Genomic DNA, 22,302 nt, shown 5'->3' on the forward strand with positions numbered 1-22,302 from the left:
ACGGATAGCCCGACCATAGCGTTGTTGTTTCATAACGGACTCCAAAACAAAACGCCCCGACAAGCCGAAGCCTGCCGGGGCGATAAGAGGGAAGGGGAGATTCAAGATGCGGGTAGAAATGTGGGTATAAGCGCGGGTAGAAAACCAAACCCTGAAAAGGATTACTGCAGTAACGCCAGCGCCTGTGTCATCGCCTGCTGCTTCAGCTGGGCGCCTTGCCCGAACCAGGCGGAATCCAACCGGTAATCCTGATTACGCGCCCGACGCCGGTGGTCGACATACTCGGTCATGGCATTGACCAGCCCCCAAGCGGTATTGCGACTGGACGAAAGCGTCGAACCCAGTCCTGTGCCCTGATACAGATTCAGAACCTGTTGCAGAGTGCGGGAGGGCTCCAGCGCTGACGGATTACTCTCATCGGCCAGCGGCTCACCCAGCACGGTGCGGAAATAGGCATCGGCTTCGGTTCGCGACACCGGTCGCTGACTCAACTCCTTCAACGAGCGCATAAAGCTGTCCCAACTGGACAGCCCCAGACCCAGCGCATTCTTCACCGCTGCCGCATCGAACTGCGTGGAGTGGGGTACCTTGACGGCGCCCTTGCTGTCACCGGTTGCCATCTGCAGGGTGTTGTTGCACACCACTCTTACGGAAGTGAACTGCGCCGTGGTACACAACGAGCCATCGCAACTGGTGGCCAGCAGCAGATAAGCCTTCACTTTGTCCCCACCGCGCAATGCCGACTCTTGACCGGTACGCGCCAAAGCCCACAACTTGCGGCCACCCTTCAACACGCCCGCTGTCTCCAGCTCAAACCCTCCTGCCTTGACCAAATCCTTGTAGAACCCCAGCACCTCATCCGGCTGAACTACCTTGTAACGGTTCGACACCACCGACAGCGGTGCCAGCGTATCGGAGCGGTACAGTACCTTGGCATCCGCATGGGGTCGGATATGCAGGCCATCCGGTGCCACATTAAACAGCACATCACTCTGCGCGATATGCCAATCCATCCCGGCTTCAACCAGCCAGGTCTGTAACGGTTGATGGGCACTCAAGCGATTGCCCAGACCATGCCAGGGCGTATCACCAACATATGCCATCGATTCGACGAGATGAGCCATAGAGCCTCCTGTGAACATGAAAATCACGCGCCGGAAGAACAGTTCCTCCGGCGATCCACAGGGGTGATATAGGTTTGAAAATTTTTAGCGTTGTTGAGTCTGTAACGTTTAGTCAGTCATGACTTGATGAGTACTATGCGAAGGAGACTGAACAGATGAATATGCAGTGCCTCAAAAAGAGCGCGTCGTTACTATGGGGCAAATAAGCGTAGGTTAAAGCGTGGTTTGTGTGGTTTTAATTGATTAATTTGTATAAAAATCAATATTAAGTCACCTATGCATCATGGGAGTATGCTGTTCCAGATTACGTTTTTCCATCAGAGGGTTACCGATTGATTGTTTGTCTAGGTTATTGATAAGCGGCGAATTTATATGCAACACCTAGGGTGAGGTCTCGCGCTGGTCTATAGGCATCTTACAATTTCATACCGCTGCGCGGGTAGGTTTTTCCGGCGTTGTGTGAGGGGAATGATCAACTGGGGGGACGGTATGTCGGATGATATTGAAATCAACTCGGGCTAATAACAAAACAAGCTCTTAATGATGTCGCTTGTGCGTTCGTCAAGCATCGATGCACTCAACAAAACGCTGGATATGTCATAAAAAAACAGGAACCTGCGAAGGTTCCTGTTTTGTGTGTTTTGCAGACTCTTAATCTGCATCGTTGATGACGAGGCCCATCAACTAACCGTTATCAACCACGGTTACCGACGCGGTCATCGCATCTTTATGGTCGCCAGATGTTTCCACCGTGATGCTCAGAGTGCCACTGGTTTTCTTATTGCCTTCAGTTTCGGGATCGATCTGCAAGCAATAGAAGATGGGGCGAGTAGTGGATGGATAGGCGCCTTTATAGCTAGTACTGCAGTTACCACCTGAGAAACCAATGCTCTTGACGGAACCACCATTGTCATTGGTGACAGCGAAGGTACTGCCCGCCGGGATTGGGTTAACACCGTGGAGATCATATTGAGGAATGAGATCACCAAAATTGGCACTCGAACCCAGACTCTCAGGCACTGGATTGGCGCGCCGTAGTGTTTCGTCGCCACTGGCATCGTGGGGGATATGCATCGGCAGGATCCGAACCAGTTTGGCGCCTGTGGTCAAATCAACGTCAATATCTGAACGCCAGGTTCCTGTTGCGCTATCATAGACCTGGATTGGCATAGCACCATCACCCGCGGCGCTGGAATTGACACCGGTAAACACAAATTCCACATTCCGGAACAAGGTTGTCAGATTGCGTAGACAAAAACTACGGGTGATGGTGTCGGTATCGCAGACCAGACCCGTATAGACACCATCGCCGGTATCGCGGCGGCTATTGCCATTCAGATCCTGGAAGGTATCCACGCCTAAGCGGAAGTGATCCACATCGGCATCTGCAGCCGGAAGGGCGTCAGTAGAATCATCGACGTTATGGTCCATGAAGGGTTCACCGACATCGACATAGTTACGGACATAGTCTGGTACATCGGCGGCCAACTGATCATCGGTGACACCGGTCAATTCGCTCTTATCGAATATCCCGTTACCGTTCAGGTCCTTAAAGCTCTCTTCACCGGCGACATAAGCGCTTACTGTCAGACGTCCATCTGCAGGGCGAGGGTCTTGGGAGGTCAAGGTGGCGGTACAGAGACCTGCTGCAGTCGAGCAGACGCCTGTGGTATCACCACTACCACTGCTTAAATCGCCCGCGATACTACCGCCTTCGGTAGTGAAGTAAACTTTGGTGCCATCTGCGACCGGATTGTTGAAACGATCCGCTAAACGAATGGTGATCGTTGAAGTTTCGCCGTCATATCCAGCGCCGTTAATGTTGTAAGCTGTAGCAGCGAAGGAGAAACTGTCATCATCAGCGTAGCCAATCCCAACCCCAATCTGACTGGAGCCAGCACGGATTTCTTTGTTTTCATCCAGAGTCGCAATCACGCTGATCGGGACGGGGAGGTTACCGGAATTGACCGTCACGGTGGCCTTGCCATCGGTATTGGTAGTGGCGCTGGTCGGACTCAGGGTGTAGTCCTGATAATTGGCGTTATTGCTGATCGTTCCGGCAAAACTAAAATTCAGTCTTTTGCCGCTGACTGGTTTAGCTTGGGCATCCAGCAAGGTAAAAGTAATGGTCGCTTTTTCATCTTTCCCGGAACCACGCAGATAGATGAACTCCGGAGACGGTATTGCAGCAGTAATGGAGCGAGTTGCTGCGGTCAGGTTGGTGATGGTAACGGAAGCGGTGGTATCGATGCCGGCTGCACTAGCTATGATGGTGTCGTTGCCCGCACAAGCATAGGTATCGGTCGAGCCTTTATAGGTGGCTAGTGCCGTGCCTTGGTAGGCCGTAACCTGAGTATCCAGCGTGGCCTTATTGCTACTGGCGCAGGAGGAGCTGAACGTAATGGCAATCGGGTAGTTATAGGGGGTGCCATTTTGCGTTACTGAAGCGGTCAGTACCGCCACGCTACCGGCGTTGAGGGTGGCGCTATCCGACACCAGAGAAATCGCCAAATCACTGGCACCAAACATATAGTTCTTGCTGGTTGCCAGACTACCAGTTGCGACGGTGGAGGTGACGGTCACAGTCCCTGCTTCTTCGGATGAATCACTCGAACTGTTGAGCTTGAATGTTGCCTTACCTTCGCTATTGGTAAGCCCAGAAGTAGTTGCCAGTGTTCCGACCGATGCAGTTGCTTTGACAATCGCATCAACAACAGGGTTGCCTGACGGATCCAGTAAGGTAGCTTGTACCAAGCTGGTCTGGCTGCTGGGTAAGCGCGACTGCTCATTGCAGGTGGAGAGATCGGATACGTTCTCGCAGGCGAGCAAAGAAAGCTTCAACTGGAAGTCATCAGAACTGCTCTCTCCCGGAACAAACGTAAAGTTTTGTTTTCCGGATACACTCTGGTCTGAATTGTCGGTATAGCTAACAGTCACGGTCCCTGCGCTATTGTTGTTTGCCGCTGGCGCACTCAATACGAAAGCAGCAATGCCGCTGCTATTGGTCAGCGCGGTGGATGGCGAGAGTGTTCCAACCGTCGTGGTGGCTGAGACCAAGGCGCCACTTACGGCCTTACTATTGGCATCGACAACTAACACTTCGACCCGATTATCCACAGCGGCGGACAGGGCGGTTGTTGCGGTACAGCCGCTGCCATTGGTCGCATCGGTACAAGCCTGGGTCGTAACAGTAACGCTGGCCGATTCCGTCGGATCCGGGTCGGGATCTGTACCGACACCGGATAAATCTTTGGCGCCACCACCGCCACACGCGGCTAACACCAGTGAGCCAAATAGGATGGCGAAAAGTCGTTTGGATTGGGTCATCTTTCCCTTCCTTGGTAAACCTTAAAAACGGATGTCTTTATCCTAATCGCTCGAGGGTTCCCAGTTAAGGGCTCCCCAGAGAGCAAACTGAGAGCTACCGCACCAAATTCAATCTCTGGTGTGAGTTCAGGATAAACGAGGTTAAGTAATGCAAAGCTTTGGCATCATTTTTAGCATAAATTGATAAACCATGTTTGGTTTCAAGTGAATTCTATAGGGCAAATAACACAAAGGCACCCTCGGGTGCCTTTGTCTGACGATAATTTGTGATCTGGGCTCAAGCCATCTGTACTAACAAGGTCAGCGCGGCGGCCGAGACCAAAAATGCAAAGCCGTAACACAGGTAGTGGTGCAGGCGTGTGGTGTGGATCCCCAGATCGTGCAGACCATGATAGATACGGTGCATACCGTGAAAAATCGGCAGTGCTATGATTGCCAGCAGTATGGGCGCTCCCCACCAGGAGGTTGCCAACCCATGGAGCTTGTCATAGCTGAGTGTATCGGCAGGCAAGATCCCGATCGGGACCAGAATGCCGGTCATCAACACGACGATAGGTAACAGCATGGCGGTGACAACACCACCTGCGCCAAACAGCCCCCAGTAAATAGGTTCATCGGAACGTCGCATCATCATCTCCTTCAAGCGACCAGCGCTACGATAAGCACCAGCAGCGACACGGCCGCCAGCGCTATGTATTGAGCCAGCACTATGGGTTTATCCGGGATCGGCTCTTCCCCATGCATGATGCGCATGGCTTTCGGCGCCAATTCAAACCAGGTTTTGGCATGGAATAAACAAGCGGCCAGAACCACCAGATGGAACAGCACGGATAGCGGATGACTCAAGGCATTCAGCCAACCTTGAAACGCGCTAGCGCCCTGGCTCAGGCGTAATAATCCCACCAGCAGTATCACTGCATAGATGGAGACAAATACACTCGTGCCTTCACGCAGCATGTAGTGAATATAAAAGTTGTTCTTCAACCACCACCCTTTTTCAACGGGGCGGACATAGGGCTTACGTTTACTTTGCGTGCTAGTCATCGATTTATTCCCCTGGTTTGAACATGGCAATCAGGTAATCCTTACTGCTTTCCACCTTACCCAATTGGATGGCGGCAGCCGGATCGACGCCTTTTGGGCAAACCTGTGAACAGTAACCGACGAAGGTACAGCTCCACACGCCGGAGTCTTGATTGACGATCTTCATGCGTTCAGCTTTGCCGCCGTCGCGACTGTCGGCGTTATAGCGGTGCAGAAGCGCTAATGCCGCCGGCCCCGTGAAACTCTTGTTGATCTTGTATTGCGGGCACGCGGAATAACAAAGCCCGCAGTTGATGCACATTGAGAACTGACGATACTTGGCCAGTTCAGCCGGGGTCTGGATATATTCTCCCTCGCTGAGCTCCCGCGTAACCTTGGGGATAATATAGGGCTTGATCGCTTCCAGTTTGTCGATGAAATCGCTCATGTCCACGACCAGATCCCGTTCAATGGGGAAGTTGGCCAAGGGTTCGATCTTCATCTTGCCGGCCGGATAGTCGCGTAAAAAGGTTTTGCAACCCAGCTTGGGGATGCCATTCACCATCATGCCGCAGGAGCCACAAATGGCCATGCGGCAGGACCAGCGAAAGCTCAGCGTCTGATCCAGCTCGTCCTTGATATGGTTCAGGGCTTCCAGCAGCGACATTTCATGGCTGAAGGGAACCTTGAAACTTTGCCACCAAGGTTCGGCATCCTCTTCCGGACGATAGCGCAATACCTCAATATCCATCATCTCAGTCATGTTTTGCGGCCTCCTGTTTGTCGGCTTCGGCGCCATAAACCCGTTTGGCCGGCTGTGATTTGGTAATTTTCACCGGACTGTAATCGATGGTCGGTGTTCCTGCTGCGTTATGGAAGGCGAGAGTGTGTTTTAGGAAATTGACGTCATCCCGCTCTTCATAGCCATCAAGGCGCTGGTGCGAACCACGGGATTCTTTCCGGGCGATGGCGGAGTGGGCCATCGACTCGGCGACGTCGAGTAAGAAACCGAGTTCAATGGCATACAGCCAGTCGGTATTGAAGACGGAGGATTTATCTTTGATCTGGATATTCTTGTAGCGCTGTTTGAGTTCGGCCAGTTTGTCGATGGTTTCTTGCATCAAGGCTTCGGTGCGATAGATACCTACCCCTTTTTCCATGGCATCGCCCATCTCGTTACGGATGTTGGCCGGGTTTTCCGTGCCATCGCCCTCCATCAGCGACATGGCTTTGGCCACAGAAGCAACCGCTTGCTTATAGAGTGTTTCGGTATTGCCGTGGGGGTGAGAGCTGGCAAATCTAGCGGCGTCTTCACCGGCGATTTTGCCGAAAACCACGATTTCAACCAGTGAGTTAGATCCTAAGCGATTCGCGCCATGAATACCGACTGATGCGCATTCGCCGACGGCATAGAGACCGGGCATCCGAGTGGCGCAGCGGCCATCGGTTTCGATCCCGCCCATGGTGTAGTGCACCGTCGGACGCACCGGGATCGGATCCTTGGCTGGATCCACACCAACGTAAGCCTTGGACAATTCGCAGATAAAAGGCAAACGCTCTTCCAGATATTTGGCACCCAAGTGACGCAGATCCAGATAGACCACATCGCCCAGTCTAGTTTGCACCGTACGGCCCTTTTGCTGCTCGCCCCAGAAGGCTTGGGACAACCGATCCCGTGGACCCAACTCCATGTATTTGTTCTTGGTCTGTCCGACGGGAATTTCCGGCCCGAGGCCATAATCTTGCAAATAACGGTAGCCATCCTTGTTGATCATGATGCCACCTTCTCCCCGGCAGCCTTCGGTCATCAGGATACCGCAACCGGGCAAACCGGTGGGATGATATTGTACAAATTCCATATCCCGCAGTGGCACGCCATGGCGATAGGCCAAGGCCATACCGTCACCGGTGACAATGCCACCATTGGTATTGAAACGATAAGTGCGGCTGCCACCACCGGTCGCAATGATGACCGACTTGGCCTGAATCATCCGAGTGACGCCGTTTTGAATATCGAAGCAGACCACACCCTGGACGCGCCCATCCTCGACTAGCAGGTCGAGACAAAAATGTTCATCGAAACGTTTGATTGATGGGTATTTGATCGAGGTCTGAAACAGGGTATGCAACATGTGGAAACCGGATTTGTCGGCAGCAAACCAGGTGCGGGGGATTTTCATGCCACCAAAAGGGCGCACGTTGACCTTGCCATCCGGTTTACGGCTCCACGGGCAACCCCAATGCTCGAGTTGGATCAGCTCTTTGGTACAGTTTTCGACAAAGTTCTGCACAACATCCTGTTCGCAGAGCCAGTCGCCCCCGGAGACCGTATCGTTGAAGTGATTTTCTAAACTGTCATCTTCCCGGACCACGCCTGCCGCTCCACCTTCGGCCGCCACTGTATGGCTGCGCATGGGGTAGACTTTGGAGATCAGAGCGATCTCGAGAGATGGATTGGCTTCGGCAATGGCGATGGCAGCACGAAGGCCACCACCACCGGCGCCAACGATGGCAACATCGGTCTTTACTATGTCCACTTCTGCCTCCTTGAGAAAAGATGCACAACAGACTCCGGCACAGAGCCCATGGTGAATAGCATTCCAAGCTTGGATGTTGAGATGAAGCTCGACGCCTATAAACAGCCGGATCAGGAATCGAACGACGGAAATTGTTACGAAATTGTAGGCAAAATCCCACGACAAAAATGAGAAACAACTCTCCTTTTACCTGATACAAAAGGAGCCTATGTTATCGCGTGGGGATTGTGGCGATGATTAAAATGTAACGCTTTGTTTTATATCAAATTAGTAAACAGTCTGCCCTATTGCGCTAGAAAATTCCCCGGCCTCAGCGGTTCTGAGGCCGGGGACGAGCGATCAAACGTGGAAGTTGTTCACCTGTTCGTTGATGCGGCGCGCAATATCTTTGAGCTGGGTTGCTAGTTGATTCGCATTGGTCGCGGCGTAACTGAGTTCGTCGGTCACATCCTTGGTGGCTTGAATGTTACGACCTACTTCATCGGTGACTGCTCGTTGTTCCTCGGCGGCACTGGAAATCTGGGTTGCCATGTCCGAGATTTCGCCGATAGATTGGGTAATTTGCTCCAAAGCGAGTGTTGCATTCTTCGCATCATCGACGCTGTTTTGTGCCAACTGCTGGCTCTGGCTCATGGTTCCAACTGCTTGTTGTGTGTTGCGCTGCAGAGTTTCGATCATGGCCCGGATCTCCTCTGTTGAAGAGTGCGTTCGTTTCGACAAGACTCGAACCTCATCCGCCACGACTGCAAAGCCGCGTCCTTGCTCTCCCGCCCGCGCGGCCTCAATGGCGGCATTCAATGCCAGCAAATTGGTTTGCTCTGCGATACCCTGAATGGTTGAAAGGATGGTATTGATTTGCTGCGCATTTTTTTCGAGTTCCTGAATGATATTCGAGGCGCACTCGACCTGCTGGGCCAGGTTGGTAATGGAGTTTTGGTTGCGCGCTATCACCTGTTTGCCATGTTCACAGTTACTGGCTGAGGCATGTGCGGCAGCCGCTGCTTGTTCGGCATTGCTGGCGACCTCATTGGCGGTAGCCGACATCTCGTGGACTGCGGTCGCAATCTGCGAGATCTCCGATTGCTGGCGGGCGAGGCTCTGGTCGTTATGACCAGCCATGCTGTGAGACTGTTTGGCCTGCTCATCCAGTTCGCGAGCCGAGTTGGCCAGATCACTGATCATAGTTTGCAGCATGTCGATGAACAGGTTGATTTGTCGGGCAACCACGCCTACTTCGTCATCCTGCAGGATCTTGAGCCGACGCGTCAGGTCGCCGTTACCTCGGGACAGTTCGGCGACGGCATCCCCCATGGCAGACAAGGGCTGGAGAGAACGTGAAATGCTATAGGCGGCGCCACCGGCGACGATCAGCAACTGTAACAAGGTGGCGAACAGGGATTGTTGCAAGAGTCTATTGCTATCGGCAAAGGCGGTGCTCTCGTCATACACCAGTCCGAAGTACCAGTCATAGCCGGGAACAGGAGCGAAAAATAGAATACTGTCCTGACCGGAGATATTCATCTTCACCGGTTTGCCCTGATTGGCCAGTTGTTGAATGCTTGTTTGATCCAGTTGTGAGGCTAGTTCAGTGGCTGGTTTTAGCGTCAAAGCCGGGTCCTTATGGGCGATCAGGTTCCCCTGTCCATCGACCAGCAACCCATATACGCCCTCACGGGCAATGCTGTTTATATTTTCAACCAGGCTCTTGATGCTGATGTCACCGGCAATCACTCCTTTGCTGCTGCCATCGTGAAATGGCTCGGCGAAGCTGATGATAAGTTCGCCTGAGCTGGCATCGGCATAGGGGGCGGTCACTACCATGCGATTGGCGGCGGTCGCATCCTGATACCAAGGGCGTTGTCGCGGATCATATCCATCCGGCGCTTTCCAGCCCTGGGTCGAGGCGATCATCTCTCCTTGGTCAGTACCGACATAGATCATGTCAAATTTACCGCCCTGAGCGGCCTGGGCAAGCGCCGTTTCTGGGTCTTTGGCGGCAGAAAATCCTTTCTGGGCACTACTGACGATGGCGGCGCTGGTGTCCAGCCAGTTTTTTAAGCCATTGATTTGTACCTCGGCCACACTGGTTTCGAAGCGCTCCACCCCCTCGTTAGCCGCGGAAATCAATGCTTGTCGGTTATACAGTTGTTGCAGCCCCGCCGTAACAATCAATAACGCACCAGTGCCAGTAACAGCTTTTGTCGAATATTCAGCTTCATTGTATGCACCTTATCGAGTTTTTATCGTCAGGAGCCTGGTGGCGGCTCGTCCATGAACCAGTTTTCCGTGTCAAGTCATGTGGTTGGATGATTGATCCGCTAGTCAGTCGAGCGGTTGAGACCATGCTTTAGCCGGTACATTTGTATTGGCTTGGAGTTATTGCTGTAGCCAAGACGGCCGTTATGAAAACTATAGTGCAGAAAGGAATAGTCGGTGCTGGGGGGGAAGCATGCGGTTTCTGGAACGAGAGGTCACTCGGACATCAGCAGATGACAACAGGTGATGACAAGGAGCAGGTCTGGGAGTAGAAGAAAAAGGGGCCCATCACAAGCCCCTGGTGATCTTTGGTTTGGGCTAGCGAATGCGGCCGAAGATTTGCCCCATGCGGGTTGTCGCGCCCGGTTGCAGGTTGTCGGCAAAGCTGATGGTTTCTGGCGGGAAAAGGCAAACTACAGTGCTGCCTAATTTGAACAATCCCATTTCCTCACCCTTTTTCAGGGTGATGGCTTGTTCGCCCGAATAATCCCAACGGGTTACCTTTTTCCCTGCGGGGGAGGTGATAGTGCCGGCCCAAATAGTTTCGATGCTGGCCACTATGGTGGCACCGACTAGTACCAGAGCCATAGGGCCCAGCTCAGTCCGGAAAATACAGGCGACCCGTTCATTACGGGCAAACAGATTCGGCACATGTTCTGCGGTCAATGGATTGACAGAAAACAGATCGCCAGGAATGTAGACCATGCTTTCTAGCACACCGTCGAGCGGCATATGGATGCGGTGGTAGTCCTTGGGAGAGAGGTAGATGGTGGCAAACTTGCCGCCCTGGAATGGCGCAGCCAGTTTGGCATCGCCGCCGAGTAACTCGCGGGCGCTAAAATCATGACCCTTGGCCTGCACGATACGACCCTGGCTGATATCACCGAGTTGGCTCACACAGCCATCAACGGGGAGGGCCAGCAACAGGGGATCGTCCACCACAGGGCGCAGCCCGGCCTTGAGGGCGCGGGTGAAGAAGGCATTGAAGGTCTTGTAGTGAGCCGGATCTTCGTGCACGGCTTCGCTCATGTCGATGCCGAAGCGAGCGATAAACAAGCGGATCAATCGGGTCGTCAGACTTCCGGCTTCGGCGGCAGCCAATTTGCCAACCAAGCGCGAAAGTGCATGTTTGGGCAGGCAATACTGACCGGCGATTTTCAGGGCATCAATCAGAGTCATGGTCTTCTTCTCATCGGTAAGAGGCTTAACGCCCTGGCTGGGCGCTAAGCGTGGTTAGCCTTTTTTAATGTGACGCGTCGGCCGAGCCTCATCCATAGAAGCTAGGATCCGGTGATAATTCTGGTAGCGTTCCTGACTGATGTCACCTGCCTCGACGGCTTGGCGGATCAGGCACCCAGGATCATCACCATGAGTGCAATCCCGGAACTTACAACCACCCAGGTAGCGACGAAACTCGATGAAACACCAGGTGATGCGTTCCGCTTCCAGATGCCAGAGTGCGAACTCGCGGATCCCCGGTGAATCGATCAGTATACCGCCACTGGGGAAGTGGTAGAGGCGGGCTGTGGTGGTGGTATGTTGCCCCAGGCCTGAACTATCGGAAATCTCTCCGGTTAAGGCGGCAGCTTCCGGCATCAGACTGTTGACCAAGGTCGACTTACCAACCCCGGATTGACCCACGAAGACATTGATCTTGTCTTTGAGTCGAGCCTGGAGTTCCTCGATTCCCTCATTGCTTTCGCAGCTGACTAGCAATACCTCATAGCCAATGTGGCGATATTGCGCCAATTGCGGTTCCAGTAGCAGGCGTGCTTCAGCCGTCAGCATATCGATCTTGTTCAGCACCAGCAGAGGCTGGATTTCCATGGTCTCGGCGGCCACTAGGTAGCGGTCGACCAGATTGGTTGAAAATTCAGGCATGACCGACGAGACAATCACTATCTGATCGATATTGGCGGCTACAGGTTTAAGGCCATCGTAAAAATCCGGGCGTGAAAACTCAGTGCGCCGAGGATGCACGGCTTCCACCACACTGCGGATGCCGTGCAGATGCTCATCGCCCAGACGAAACACCACCCGATCACCGGTGACCAGGCTACCCACGGTACGGCGCAGATTGCAGCGATGCACCACACCGGTTTGATCTTCCACATCGGCGTGTTGGCCAAAACGGCTGATGACCAGACCTTCCTGAGGTGCGCCCAGCAGGCTTTCATCAACCTCCGGCGCCTCTTTTTTCAGGCGACGGGTCTGGTTGGCATTGACTCTGCGCTGCTGACCTTGGGTTAACTTGCTCTTTTTTGTCACGCGTTTGCTGCTTTCGTAATTTTGCAATCAAGGGTTTATGATACATGGGAGCGAGCTAACTTGTCCCACAAAGGTGAAAAGATGACGCAAGATGCGCAAAATTTAATTTGGGTTGATATGGAGATGACCGGGCTGGATCCGGAGACGGATAAGGTTCTGGAAATCGCCATGATAGTGACGGACAAGGAGTTGCGAGTCTTGGCCGAAGGCCCCGTGATTGCCGTGCATCAATCTGATGCGGTTTTGGCTGCCATGGATGACTGGTGCACCCGGACACACACCGAGTCTGGGTTAGTCGCTCGGGTACGAGCCAGTCAGTATGACGAAGCTGCCGCAGCCCAGGAGTGTTTGGATTTCCTTCGTGACTGGGTACCGGAACGCAGTAGCCCCATGTGTGGAAATAGCATTGGTCAGGATCGTCGTTTCATGGTGCGTCACCTGCCTGCACTGGAACAATTTTTCCACTATCGCAATGTCGATGTCAGCACCATCAAGGAGTTAGTCCGTCGTTGGCAGCCCGCGTTGCTGGATGGTTTCAAGAAGCAGGGCACTCATCTAGCGATGGATGATATTCGCGAGTCGATCGCCGAATTGCAGTTTTACCGGGAAACCGTGTTTAAAGTGTGATTTTGCAGAAAAAAAGCGCAGCCGCACTCGCGGTTGCTCTGTTCTTGAGCGAACGAGAAAAAAGCCCTTGCAATCAAGCGGTCGCTCCTTATAATTCGGCTCCCGTGCTAGAGAGCATATTGCGGGAATAGCTCAGTTGGTAGAGCACGACCTTGCCAAGGTCGGGGTCGCGAGTTCGAGTCTCGTTTCCCGCTCCAAAGACTCTCTCTAACACACCCTTGTGATGCGGGAATAGCTCAGTTGGTAGAGCACGACCTTGCCAAGGTCGGGGTCGCGAGTTCGAGTCTCGTTTCCCGCTCCAATCACAAGTTCCGGTTTGCGGGAATAGCTCAGTTGGTAGAGCACGACCTTGCCAAGGTCGGGGTCGCGAGTTCGAGTCTCGTTTCCCGCTCCAACTCCGGACTTGCTGATTTCACAAGAATTTACGTTGCGGGAATAGCTCAGTTGGTAGAGCACGACCTTGCCAAGGTCGGGGTCGCGAGTTCGAGTCTCGTTTCCCGCTCCAATCACGACAGTGAAACGTAAAGTACCATCTTCCAAGCGGGAATAGCTCAGTTGGTAGAGCACGACCTTGCCAAGGTCGGGGTCGCGAGTTCGAGTCTCGTTTCCCGCTCCAATCTCTTATTATCTCAAGTGTTTAGTATTTGCTGACTTCTGTCGGCTATTGTCGTTTCTGAGCTTTCTCCTGGCTAAATCCAGTCGATATAAAAAAACCGGACTCGTGGGCCCGGTTAGTCACTGCAATTTCCTATTCAGCTCAAATTACTGTGTTTGTCGACCTGCTCTTCGGCATATAGGGCTGCACCTATGATGCCTGCCTGATTCAGGCTCTGTGCTGGAACCACGGGGGCGCGGAGATGAAGTTCCTCTTCGAATCGATCGAAGCGTTGTGCCGTGCCGCCACCCAGAATGAAGAGATCCGGATTGAACAGGAACTCCAGGCGTTGCAGATACCGGTTGAAGCGGCGTCCCCATTTGCCCCAGCTCAGATCCTCGCGTTGCCGGACGGCATCGGAGCAATAGTGTTCGGCGATGCGCCCCTTCATCTTCAGATGACCCAGTTCGGTATTCGGATGCAGCTGGCCATTGACAAAAATGGCACTGCCCAGACCGGTGCCAATGGTGATCAGCATGACCACGCCATCGCGATTCCGGCCCTGGCCAAAGCGCATTTCGGCAAGCCCTGCGGCGTCAGCATCATTGAGAACAAAGCAGGGACGGCCCGTGGTTTGACTGAATAGCTCCTCGACGCTGGTGTTGACCCAACTGGCGTCAATATTGGCGGCACTGAATGCGACACCGTGATGAATGGTGGCCGGGAAGCCGCAACCAATCGGTCCCTGCCAGTCAAAATGGGTGACCAGTTGCTTGAGTGTTTGTGCCATGGCGGCAGGGGTTGCTGGCTGTGGGGTGGCAATCCGGTGCCGTTCGCCGATGACCAGGCCACTGTCGGTATCAACGATTGCCCCCTTGATGCCTGAGCCACCAATGTCCACTCCTAGAATCATCATATGCTGTTGCTCTCCTTCAAGCGTGATCGGGCATGCCCTTGTCGATACAGCGGATCAAGCGTTCTGTTTTGAGCGTGCGCGGATTCAAGCTCCGCTTCCGCTCCTGTTCCTGTAAGGCCCAGGTGATATGTTCCTGCACCAGCGCAGATGCGCCATCAAACTGATGGCTGAGTGCCGAGACAATCGCCGACGAGTATGGCGCGTTGCCTAAGGCAACGGCAAGATTTCGTTGCCATTTTTCAAAGCCAATGCGGCGAATGGGGCTGCCTTCGGTGTGTTGCAAAAATTCGGATTCATGCCATTGCCAGAGGGTGAGCAGATCCGGGGTATGCAAGGCCGAGCGCGCTTTGAAATCCGCCTCTGGACTGGCACTGGCATAACGATTCCAGGGGCAGATCAGTTGGCAATCATCACAGCCATAGATGCGATTCCCCATCAGCGGTCTTAATTCCAGCGGAATGGCGCCTGCGTACTCAATGGTGAGGTAGGAGATGCAGCGCCGGGCATCGACGGTATAGGGGGCTACGATCGCGGCGGTCGGACATATGGTCATACAGGCCACGCAGTTGCCACAGCTGCCGCTGGTGGGTGAATCAACGGGCAACGGCAGATCAACCAGCAGCTCACCCAGGAAGAAAAAAGATCCAGCTTGTTCATGGAGTAACAACGAGTGTTTGCCAATCCAGCCTAAACCGGCTTTGGCCGCCAACGGCCGCTCCAGCACCGGGGCCGAATCGACAAAGGGTCGAGCAGCCAACGGACCCGCACCCAGAGTGAGCATCCCGTGCTCTATGCGCTGGGCCAGTTGTTTCAAGCGTTGGCGCATGACCTTGTGGTAGTCGCGGCCGAGGGCATATCGGCTGATATAGCCCTTTTCGGGCTGACCCAAGGTTCGGGCTATGCTGGCGGCTGGGGGCAGATAATTCATGCGAACCGAGATCACCGCCCGGGTACCGGGATGCAATTCGGCTGGACGAGCGCGCATCATGCCGTGCCGTGCCATATACTCCATATCACCGTGGTAGCCTGCATCCAACCAGGCTTGCAGGCGCGGCTCCTCATCACCCAGATCGGTTCCGGTGATGCCTATCTGGTCGAAACCTAGCTCGTGTCCCCAGAGCTTGATATCGTGGGCCAGTTTCTCCAGTTGTTGGTACGTCATGACTTCCATACTCGATGAATTGCAGCTCACTTTAGCATATCGCCTCTGGCTGCCGGAGCAGATCCGCATGCTGGAACAGCAACTGGCGTTGCACAATTCTGAAGGCCTCTATGGGCTCATGGAACAAGCTGGTAGGGCTTTGGATGCCCATCTGCAGCACGATTGGCCTCACGCGCAACGGCTGTGGATCTTCTGCGGTCAAGGCAATAATGGCGGCGATGGTTATGTCCTGGCCCGCTTGGCGCGCCAGCGAGGGCTCATCGTCGAGGTCTATGCCCTAGGGGCGCCTAAACCGGATAGCGAAGCCGCTCGGGCTTATCAGTTATGGCTAGCCGATGGCGGTCAGGTGCAGACATCCTTGCCCGTGGTGTCTGATGCCACCCATGGGCCTGATTTGCTGGTCGATGCTCTGCTGGGGATCGGTCCACAAGTGCCGTTACAAGGCCGAGTTCTGGAGTGGATTGATTACATCAATCGACAGCCGGCTCCTGTGCTAGCCGTGGATCTGCCGAGTGGTTTGCACTGTGTGAGCGGGGCTCCATTAGGGACGGCAGTGCGAGCCTCCCGAACGATAACTTTTGTGGGTTGGAAGTCTGGTTTGTTGACGGGGCAGGGGCCGGAACTGACGGGTCCGATAACGCTTTGTCCGTTGGTTACTGAATCAATAGTTACTGAGTCGATGGAGGCCGCAGCGTTGGGGCATGATGACGTTACTGTTTCCCGCTTCGGGACGCTATTGCGTGCCGATTATGGACTGGCTCGTTATGCGCTGCCTCCTCGCTCGCGGACTGCTCATAAAGGAAGTTGCGGACGAGTTTTGGTGTTGGGTGGTGGCTTGGGCATGCCGGGGGCTATCCGTTTAGCCGCGGAGGCGGCCTTGCGCACGGGGGCTGGGCTGGTGAGGGTCGCTTCTCGAACTGAACATCAGTTGCTAGTACTGGCTGGGCGACCTGAGCTGATGTGGGCAGCCTCCGGTCGCAGCAATACTGATTACTCGGCCTCTGCGGCCTGGGCTTCGGTGCGAGTGTTAGGTCCGGGTTTGGGCCAGGATGAGTGGGCGCGAAGCCTCTGGTCAGCGCAACTGGCGCTACCGGGGCCCCTAGTCTTAGATGCTGATGGTTTGAATCTGCTGGCCGAGGTGCCTGTCTATCGGGAGGACTGGATCCTGACGCCGCATCCAGGCGAGGCCGCCCGCTTGTTAGCTTGTACCGTGGCTGAGGTTGAGCAGGATCGATTGCTGGCGGTTCGTCGCCTACAACAACAATATGGCGGTGTGGTGCTGCTCAAGGGCGCGGGAACTCTGGTATCTGATGGTAAAACCATCTGGTTGTGCCAAGAAGGTAACCCCGGCATGGCCAGTGGCGGCATGGGAGATCTGTTATCTGGTATAATCGCGGCGCTTTGGGGGCAGGGACTCTCACCGGCTACCGCCGCCTGGGTGGGGGTTTGTGTGCATGGTGAGGCTGCCGATATTGCGGCGCGTGATGGTGAACGTGGCATGTTGGCGTCCGATCTGCTTCCCTTTATTCGTCGACTGGTTAATCCTGTGGAATCTTTGGATGAGCATTGAACATATCGAGTTACTGCATGATGAAGCCGCTACCCTGGCTTTTGGTAAACGGCTGGCGCAGGCCTGCCAAAATGCGGCGACATTTTTCCTGCATGGGGATCTCGGGGCGGGGAAAACCACCCTGACCCGTGGTTTCGTGCAAGCATTAGGGCATTCTGGACGGGTCAAGAGTCCAACCTATACTCTGGTCGAAGCGTATGAATTACCGGCATGGCAGGTGTATCATTTCGACCTGTATCGGCTTGCCGATCCGGAAGAGCTGGAATTTATGGGCATTCGTGATTATTTTGGCCCCGATTGCCTATGTCTGGTCGAATGGCCAGAGAAAGGGGAAGGGTGGTTACCGCATCCTGACCTGGATATCACACTGAAGTACGAGGGAGAACAGCGCGAGATCCATGTCCGCGGCTGTACTTCCAAGGGTGAAGCCATACTGAGATCTTTGTAGTCGCCGTGAAAAAATTTCTGATCAGTTGTTTGTGTTGTCTGCTGGCGTTGCCGGTTTGGGCTAATCAGCTCAAAAGCCTGCGCGTCGCGCCGACGGAAGAGAAGACCCGGGTGGTCTTCGATTTGTCGTCGGCTCCGGCTTACCGTTATTCCCTGACCGGGAATCGTCTCACCATAGAAATCGACTCGGTGACGACTTCACTGGCGAATTTGGAACGGCAGGGGGCCAAACTTGGCCCTGTGATCAAGTCGATTCACCGCCAAAACCCGGCAACCGATCCAACATTGCAATTGGTGTTTGAACTCAATGGCAGTGTGAAACCGCAGATGTTCACCTTGCGGCCCCAGCAGCGCTATGGACACCGTCTGGTTCTGGACTTTTTACACCGGGATTTGACGACGGCCTCCGCTTTGTCCTCTTCACCGCAGTCGACAAACAAGGATCGAACTGTGGTATCTACGCCTACTCGAAGCGCCTCCGCATCGGCGCAACCGGCGAGAAGTAGTGCAAACTCTGCTGTGGGGACATCGGGCAAGCCGACCGCAGGCCGGGTGATCCCGATGAGCGAGTTTTCACCAAATCCCTCCACGGGCAGAATCAAACCCGGAGAAGTGTCGATCAAGGAGGAAACGATCTCCTCACAAGTGAGGACCGTATCACCAACCCCTTCAGTAAAGCAGGAAAGGCCTGCTCCGGTGGTTCGGCCGACTCCGGCGTCTACCGCTGTTGAACGAGCGTCAAACGGCGTGGTGGTCATTGCCGTCGATGCCGGACATGGCGGCAAGGATCCTGGCGCCATAGGTCCTCGCGGTACTCATGAAAAAACCGTGACTTTGGCTGTGGCTCGCGAGCTGGCGGAACTGATCAATCGGCAACCAGGGATGCGCGCCGTCATGACGCGGACTGGTGACTACTTTGTGGATCTGGATGCGCGCTCGGAAATTGCTCGGCGTCAGAAGGCCCAACTGCTGATTTCCATCCATGCCGATAGTGTGGATAACGCCACTGCGCGAGGCGCCTCGGTCTGGATCCTCTCCAACAAGCGCGTCGATCGGGAAATGAACAAGTTGCTAGAGCAGCAAGATAAGCATACTCAGTTGTTGGGGGGGGCCGGAAAGGTGATTGCCGAGGCCGAGCCCAATCCCTATCTGGCGCAGACGATTCTGGATCTCTCCTGGGATAACTCGCGCAGTGAGGGCTATAACATCGGGGAGGAGGTGCTCAACCAGATCGGTCGGGTGGCGCGCCTGCATAAGTCCAAGCCAGTACATGCCAGCCTGGCGGTGCTCAAAGCGCCGGATATCCCCTCTTTGTTGATTGAAACCGGGTTTATCTCCAACCATTTTGAAGAGAAACAATTGAGCTCCCATGCGTATCAACGCCAAATTGCGACCGCAATTTTCCGTGGTGTTCGTGGTTATTATGCCGAGAATGCGCCGGAGGGCAGTGTGCGGGTTGCCAGCCGTCAAACAGCTGCCAAGAGCGTTTCTGAAAACCGTGGTGAGGCGATCCGTCACGTTGTGAGCTCAGGCGAAAGCCTCTCTGGCCTGGCCCAGCGCTACGGGGTTTCCAAGCGCCGGTTACGGGATCACAACAGTCTGAAATCCGAGAACCTGCTGATTGGGCAGGTGCTCTATATCCCTGCCAGTTAACATGCCAATTCGTATTCTACCGCCGATCCTGGCAAACCAGATTGCCGCCGGTGAGGTGGTCGAGCGTCCAGCCTCGGTGGTGAAGGAGCTGGTCGAGAACAGTCTGGATGCTGGTGCCTCGCGCATTGAGATTGAGTTGGAGAAAGGTGGCTGCAAGCTGATCCGGATCCGCGATAACGGCAGTGGTATCCCTCAAGTCGATTTGGCGCTGGCGCTGGCTCGTCATGCGACGTCCAAGGTGAGCTCGCTGGATGATCTGGAGGCTATCTGCAGTCTCGGCTTTCGCGGGGAGGCGCTGGCTTCCATCAGTTCGGTCTCCCGGTTGACTCTGACCTCCCGAACGGCGGAACAGACCGAAGCGTGGCAAGCGACGGCCGAGGGACGGGATATGGCGGTTCAGGTTCGCCCGGCTGCCCATCCGGTGGGGACCACCCTCGAAGTGGTTGACCTGTTTTTCAATACCCCGGCCCGGCGTAAGTTTCTGCGCAGTGAAAAAACAGAATATGGTCATATCGATGAATTGATCCGTCGTCTGGCGCTCAGCCGTTTCGATGTGACATTCATTCTGAAACATAATGGCAAAGTGGTACGCCAATACCGGAGTGCCATCCATGATGAAGAGCGGTTACGCCGCATCGCCAGTGCCTGTGGCTCCACATTTCTGACTGACGCCATCCAGATTCGCAGCGAGCATCTGGGGTTAACGCTGCAAGGCTGGTTACTACCGCCTGCACGCCGGACGGATACCAGTCCCGAAATCCAGTACTGCTACGTCAATGGGCGCGTCATGCGCGATAAGTTGATCAATCACGGCATCCGTCAGGGCTATCTGGAGGCTCTTGGCCTGGAATGCTCGCCGTCCTATGTTCTGTATCTCACACTGGATCCCCATCAGGTCGATGTGAATGTGCATCCGGCTAAGCATGAGGTTCGTTTCCACGAATCCCGGCTGGTGCACGATTTTGTGGTCGGAGTGGTGCGAGATGGATTGCAGCAGGGATTTGTTGTCGGGCAAACCCGTGACGGACTGGATCCGCATTTCGTGTCGGCTGTGCCGCCTGCGACCCGAGATGATGCGGCCGCCTCGACGTTACGGGAATTGCCCGTCGGCGATTACGCCGCCGCCATCCTGCGGCCCCGGGAACATGGCTATCAGACTTCCGCGCCTAAGGCTCCGAGTCGCGCTGCGGCGGATGGCTACCAGGCATTGATGACCCCTCTGGCCCTGCCTGCAACCAGCACCCATGGTGCCGAGGTGTCGCCGTCAGGTGAGCACAGCCGAGCCTTATCCTTCGTGCACCCACAGATCCTGTTATGGCAACAGGGGGGCGAGCTCCGACTGCTACATGTCGCGCATGCTGAACGGTTGTTGCTGGTGGGGCGGCTCAAGAAGCAACTCCAAACCGGTTTGATTGCACAACCGTTGTTAATGCCGGTGAGCCTGGTGCTTGAGCCTGAGCTCAGGGCTCGATTGGATGATAGCGCTGATTGGATTCAGCGTTTGGGTCTGGAGTGGCGAGCTGGCCATGGCCGCAGCGTTACCGTGCTGCGGGTGCCTGCTGTTTTACGGCAGAGTAATCTGGTGACGACTCTGGTGACCCTGTTGGAGATGCTGGGGGAACTGGATGAGGATCCTGAGGCGCAAGAACAACTCTGCCAGTGGCTGGCTAGTCTGGCGCCCAGCCGTCAGGATGGCTCTTTGTCTGCTGCCATGCAGTTGCTGGTGGAGATCGAGGACGAATGTCCAGAGCTCTTGTGCTTGCCTGAACTGGCCAGGCGCTTGTCGTTGGAGCCTGTGATTGAGGAGTTAGTGCGGCATGAGTAAACCGCTGGCCATTTTTTTGATGGGCCCCACCGCTTCGGGCAAGAGCGCCCTGGCCATGGAGCTGGTGCGGCGTTTGCCATGCGATATCATCAGTGTGGATTCCGCCCTAGTCTATCGGGGCATGGATATCGGCACCGCCAAACCGACCCCGGCTGAGTTGGCCGTTGCCCCGCATCGCCTGATCGATGTACGGGATCCGTTGCAGAGTTACTCTGCCGCCGATTTTTGCCAGGACGCTTTGCAGGAAATGACGGCCATTACCGCACAGGGCCGGATCCCGCTGCTGGTGGGCGGCACCATGCTGTATTACAAGGCGTTGCTGGAGGGCTTGTCGCCATTGCCGGAGGCGGATCCGCACATCCGCGCGGTAATTGAAGCACAGGCGGCCGAGTCGGGATGGGGGGCATTACACGCCGAATTGTGCCGGATCGATCCGGTTGCCGGCGCGCGGATCCATCCCAATGACCCCCAACGTTTATCTCGGGCGCTGGAGGTTTTCCGGATCACCGGTAAAACCTTAACCGAATTGACACAGCAGCAGGGGCCCGGTTTACCCTATCAGACGTTGCAATATGGGATTGCACCTCAGGAGCGGGTTCTCCTGCGGCAGCGGATTGCCGAACGCTTCGATGCCATGTTAGCGCTTGGTTTTGAAACTGAAGTTCGGAACTTGATGGCGCGGGGCGATCTGCATCCAGAGTTGCCGTCCATGCGCTGTGTCGGATATCGTCAAATGTGGGAATATTTGTCCGGGGTGCTAGATTATGCAGAAATGCGGTATCGTGGCATCGTTGCCACTAACCAATTAGCCAAAAGACAGATGACTTGGTTGAGAGGTTGGTCACATCCTTTGATTTGGCTGGAGACAGGAAGCCAGCTGAATCCTGATATCATTTTGCGCGACGTTGGTTCCTGTGAGTGAGCACGCTATAATCGCTAACGTCTTTTTAAAGAAATGGCAATAATTTAGTA

At 54.8% G+C, this 22,302-nt stretch carries 17 protein-coding genes and 5 tRNA genes; 11 read left to right on the plus strand and 11 right to left on the minus strand.

All coding sequences use genetic code 11. From position 1 onward, the window contains the following. Positions 1–161 precede the first annotated feature (161 nt). From ACYVG7_RS07920 to rsgA, 9 genes are all read right to left on the minus strand, one after another. Positions 162–1,124, minus strand: a complete 963-nt coding sequence (locus tag ACYVG7_RS07920; protein ID WP_460882646.1) for a DUF932 domain-containing protein — start codon at positions 1,122–1,124, stop codon at positions 162–164. A gap of 684 nt (positions 1,125–1,808) precedes the next feature. Continuing rightward, positions 1,809–4,451 carry an Ig-like domain-containing protein gene (locus ACYVG7_RS07925; RefSeq protein WP_460882647.1) on the minus strand — a complete coding sequence of 881 codons (2,643 nt, stop codon included), beginning with the start codon at positions 4,449–4,451 and terminating at the stop codon, positions 1,809–1,811. Positions 4,452–4,728: 277 nt separating this feature from the next. Further along, positions 4,729–5,079, minus strand: coding sequence for a fumarate reductase subunit FrdD (frdD, locus tag ACYVG7_RS07930; RefSeq protein WP_460882648.1), 351 nt, complete (start codon positions 5,077–5,079; stop codon positions 4,729–4,731). Between the two features lie 11 nt (positions 5,080–5,090). Further along, entirely contained in the window at positions 5,091–5,495 is a 405-nt protein-coding gene (locus ACYVG7_RS07935) for a fumarate reductase subunit C (RefSeq protein ID WP_460882649.1), read from the minus strand. A gap of 4 nt (positions 5,496–5,499) precedes the next feature. After that, a complete protein-coding gene (locus ACYVG7_RS07940) occupies positions 5,500–6,237 on the minus strand; it encodes a succinate dehydrogenase/fumarate reductase iron-sulfur subunit (protein WP_460882650.1) in 738 nt (245 codons plus the stop codon). Continuing rightward, on the minus strand, positions 6,230–8,011 hold the full coding sequence (gene frdA, locus ACYVG7_RS07945) for a fumarate reductase (quinol) flavoprotein subunit (RefSeq protein ID WP_460882651.1): 1,782 nt from the start codon (positions 8,009–8,011) through the stop codon (positions 6,230–6,232). The genes ACYVG7_RS07940 and frdA overlap by 8 nt, the downstream gene beginning before the upstream one ends. A gap of 339 nt (positions 8,012–8,350) precedes the next feature. Further along, positions 8,351–10,183 (minus strand): methyl-accepting chemotaxis protein, encoded by a 1,833-nt coding sequence (locus ACYVG7_RS07950; protein WP_460882652.1) that lies wholly within the window; start codon positions 10,181–10,183, stop codon positions 8,351–8,353. A 402-nt stretch (positions 10,184–10,585) separates the two neighbouring features. Continuing rightward, entirely contained in the window at positions 10,586–11,446 is an 861-nt protein-coding gene (gene asd, locus ACYVG7_RS07955; RefSeq protein ID WP_460882653.1) for an archaetidylserine decarboxylase, read from the minus strand. A gap of 54 nt (positions 11,447–11,500) precedes the next feature. Continuing rightward, positions 11,501–12,535 (minus strand): small ribosomal subunit biogenesis GTPase RsgA, encoded by a 1,035-nt coding sequence (rsgA, locus tag ACYVG7_RS07960; RefSeq protein ID WP_460882654.1) that lies wholly within the window; start codon positions 12,533–12,535, stop codon positions 11,501–11,503. 81 nt (positions 12,536–12,616) lie between these two features. On the opposite strand from rsgA, the gene orn reads away from it, so the two are divergent. The 6 genes from orn to ACYVG7_RS07990 all read left to right on the plus strand — a co-directional run bounded on the left by orn (position 12,617) and on the right by ACYVG7_RS07990 (position 13,778). Further along, positions 12,617–13,162, plus strand: coding sequence for an oligoribonuclease (orn, locus tag ACYVG7_RS07965; RefSeq protein WP_460882655.1), 546 nt, complete (start codon positions 12,617–12,619; stop codon positions 13,160–13,162). 121 nt (positions 13,163–13,283) lie between these two features. Then, positions 13,284–13,359 (plus strand) — tRNA-Gly (locus ACYVG7_RS07970). Positions 13,360–13,387: 28 nt separating this feature from the next. Then, positions 13,388–13,463 (plus strand) — tRNA-Gly (locus ACYVG7_RS07975). Positions 13,464–13,480: 17 nt separating this feature from the next. Beyond that, positions 13,481–13,556 (plus strand) — tRNA-Gly (locus ACYVG7_RS07980). A 35-nt stretch (positions 13,557–13,591) separates the two neighbouring features. Continuing rightward, a tRNA-Gly gene (locus ACYVG7_RS07985) sits at positions 13,592–13,667 on the plus strand. Between the two features lie 35 nt (positions 13,668–13,702). Further along, positions 13,703–13,778 (plus strand) — tRNA-Gly (locus ACYVG7_RS07990). 136 nt (positions 13,779–13,914) lie between these two features. On the opposite strand, the gene ppgK is transcribed toward ACYVG7_RS07990, so the two are convergent. Beyond that, positions 13,915–14,673 carry a polyphosphate--glucose phosphotransferase gene (ppgK, locus tag ACYVG7_RS07995; RefSeq protein WP_460882656.1) on the minus strand — a complete coding sequence of 253 codons (759 nt, stop codon included), beginning with the start codon at positions 14,671–14,673 and terminating at the stop codon, positions 13,915–13,917. Positions 14,674–14,689: 16 nt separating this feature from the next. Beyond that, positions 14,690–15,835 (minus strand): tRNA epoxyqueuosine(34) reductase QueG, encoded by a 1,146-nt coding sequence (gene queG / locus ACYVG7_RS08000; RefSeq protein WP_460882657.1) that lies wholly within the window; start codon positions 15,833–15,835, stop codon positions 14,690–14,692. On the opposite strand from queG, the gene ACYVG7_RS08005 reads away from it, so the two are divergent. From ACYVG7_RS08005 to miaA, 5 genes are read left to right on the plus strand one after another with little or no spacing between them, the layout of a single operon-like run. Next, positions 15,834–17,405, plus strand: coding sequence for an NAD(P)H-hydrate dehydratase (locus ACYVG7_RS08005; RefSeq protein WP_460882658.1), 1,572 nt, complete (start codon positions 15,834–15,836; stop codon positions 17,403–17,405). The two genes, queG and ACYVG7_RS08005, sit on opposite strands and share 2 nt — an antisense overlap. Continuing rightward, a complete protein-coding gene (tsaE, locus tag ACYVG7_RS08010) occupies positions 17,395–17,853 on the plus strand; it encodes a tRNA (adenosine(37)-N6)-threonylcarbamoyltransferase complex ATPase subunit type 1 TsaE (RefSeq protein WP_460882659.1) in 459 nt (152 codons plus the stop codon). The genes ACYVG7_RS08005 and tsaE overlap by 11 nt, the downstream gene beginning before the upstream one ends. Before the next feature lie 5 nt (positions 17,854–17,858). Beyond that, the gene (locus ACYVG7_RS08015; protein ID WP_460882660.1) at positions 17,859–19,505 is read left to right on the plus strand and encodes an N-acetylmuramoyl-L-alanine amidase; all 1,647 of its coding nucleotides are present in this window, start codon (positions 17,859–17,861) and stop codon (positions 19,503–19,505) included. Position 19,506: 1 nt separating this feature from the next. Next, a complete protein-coding gene (gene mutL, locus ACYVG7_RS08020; protein WP_460882661.1) occupies positions 19,507–21,330 on the plus strand; it encodes a DNA mismatch repair endonuclease MutL in 1,824 nt (607 codons plus the stop codon). After that, positions 21,323–22,252 carry a tRNA (adenosine(37)-N6)-dimethylallyltransferase MiaA gene (miaA, locus tag ACYVG7_RS08025; RefSeq protein ID WP_460882662.1) on the plus strand — a complete coding sequence of 310 codons (930 nt, stop codon included), beginning with the start codon at positions 21,323–21,325 and terminating at the stop codon, positions 22,250–22,252. Before mutL ends, miaA begins: the two co-directional genes overlap by 8 nt. Positions 22,253–22,302 lie beyond the last annotated feature (50 nt).

This window comes from Pseudaeromonas pectinilytica, from assembly GCF_054780855.1.

Excerpts from the sequence above, each read along its gene's own strand:
- ACYVG7_RS07920 (WP_460882646.1), bottom strand. The coding sequence starts at position 1,124 with ATGGCTCATCTCGTCGAATCGATGGCATATGTTGGTGATACGCCCTGG.
- ACYVG7_RS07925 (WP_460882647.1), bottom strand. The coding sequence starts at position 4,451 with ATGACCCAATCCAAACGACTTTTCGCCATCCTATTTGGCTCACTGGTG.
- frdD (WP_460882648.1), bottom strand. The coding sequence starts at position 5,079 with ATGCGACGTTCCGATGAACCTATTTACTGGGGGCTGTTTGGCGCAGGT.
- ACYVG7_RS07935 (WP_460882649.1), bottom strand. The coding sequence starts at position 5,495 with ATGACTAGCACGCAAAGTAAACGTAAGCCCTATGTCCGCCCCGTTGAA.
- ACYVG7_RS07940 (WP_460882650.1), bottom strand. The coding sequence starts at position 6,237 with ATGACTGAGATGATGGATATTGAGGTATTGCGCTATCGTCCGGAAGAG.
- asd (WP_460882653.1), bottom strand. The coding sequence starts at position 11,446 with ATGACTCTGATTGATGCCCTGAAAATCGCCGGTCAGTATTGCCTGCCC.
- orn (WP_460882655.1), top strand. The coding sequence starts at position 12,617 with ATGACGCAAGATGCGCAAAATTTAATTTGGGTTGATATGGAGATGACC.
- ppgK (WP_460882656.1), bottom strand. The coding sequence starts at position 14,673 with ATGATGATTCTAGGAGTGGACATTGGTGGCTCAGGCATCAAGGGGGCA.
- ACYVG7_RS08005 (WP_460882658.1), top strand. The coding sequence starts at position 15,834 with ATGACTTCCATACTCGATGAATTGCAGCTCACTTTAGCATATCGCCTC.
- queG (WP_460882657.1), bottom strand. The coding sequence starts at position 15,835 with ATGACGTACCAACAACTGGAGAAACTGGCCCACGATATCAAGCTCTGG.
- tsaE (WP_460882659.1), top strand. The coding sequence starts at position 17,395 with ATGAGCATTGAACATATCGAGTTACTGCATGATGAAGCCGCTACCCTG.
- mutL (WP_460882661.1), top strand. The coding sequence starts at position 19,507 with ATGCCAATTCGTATTCTACCGCCGATCCTGGCAAACCAGATTGCCGCC.
- miaA (WP_460882662.1), top strand. The coding sequence starts at position 21,323 with ATGAGTAAACCGCTGGCCATTTTTTTGATGGGCCCCACCGCTTCGGGC.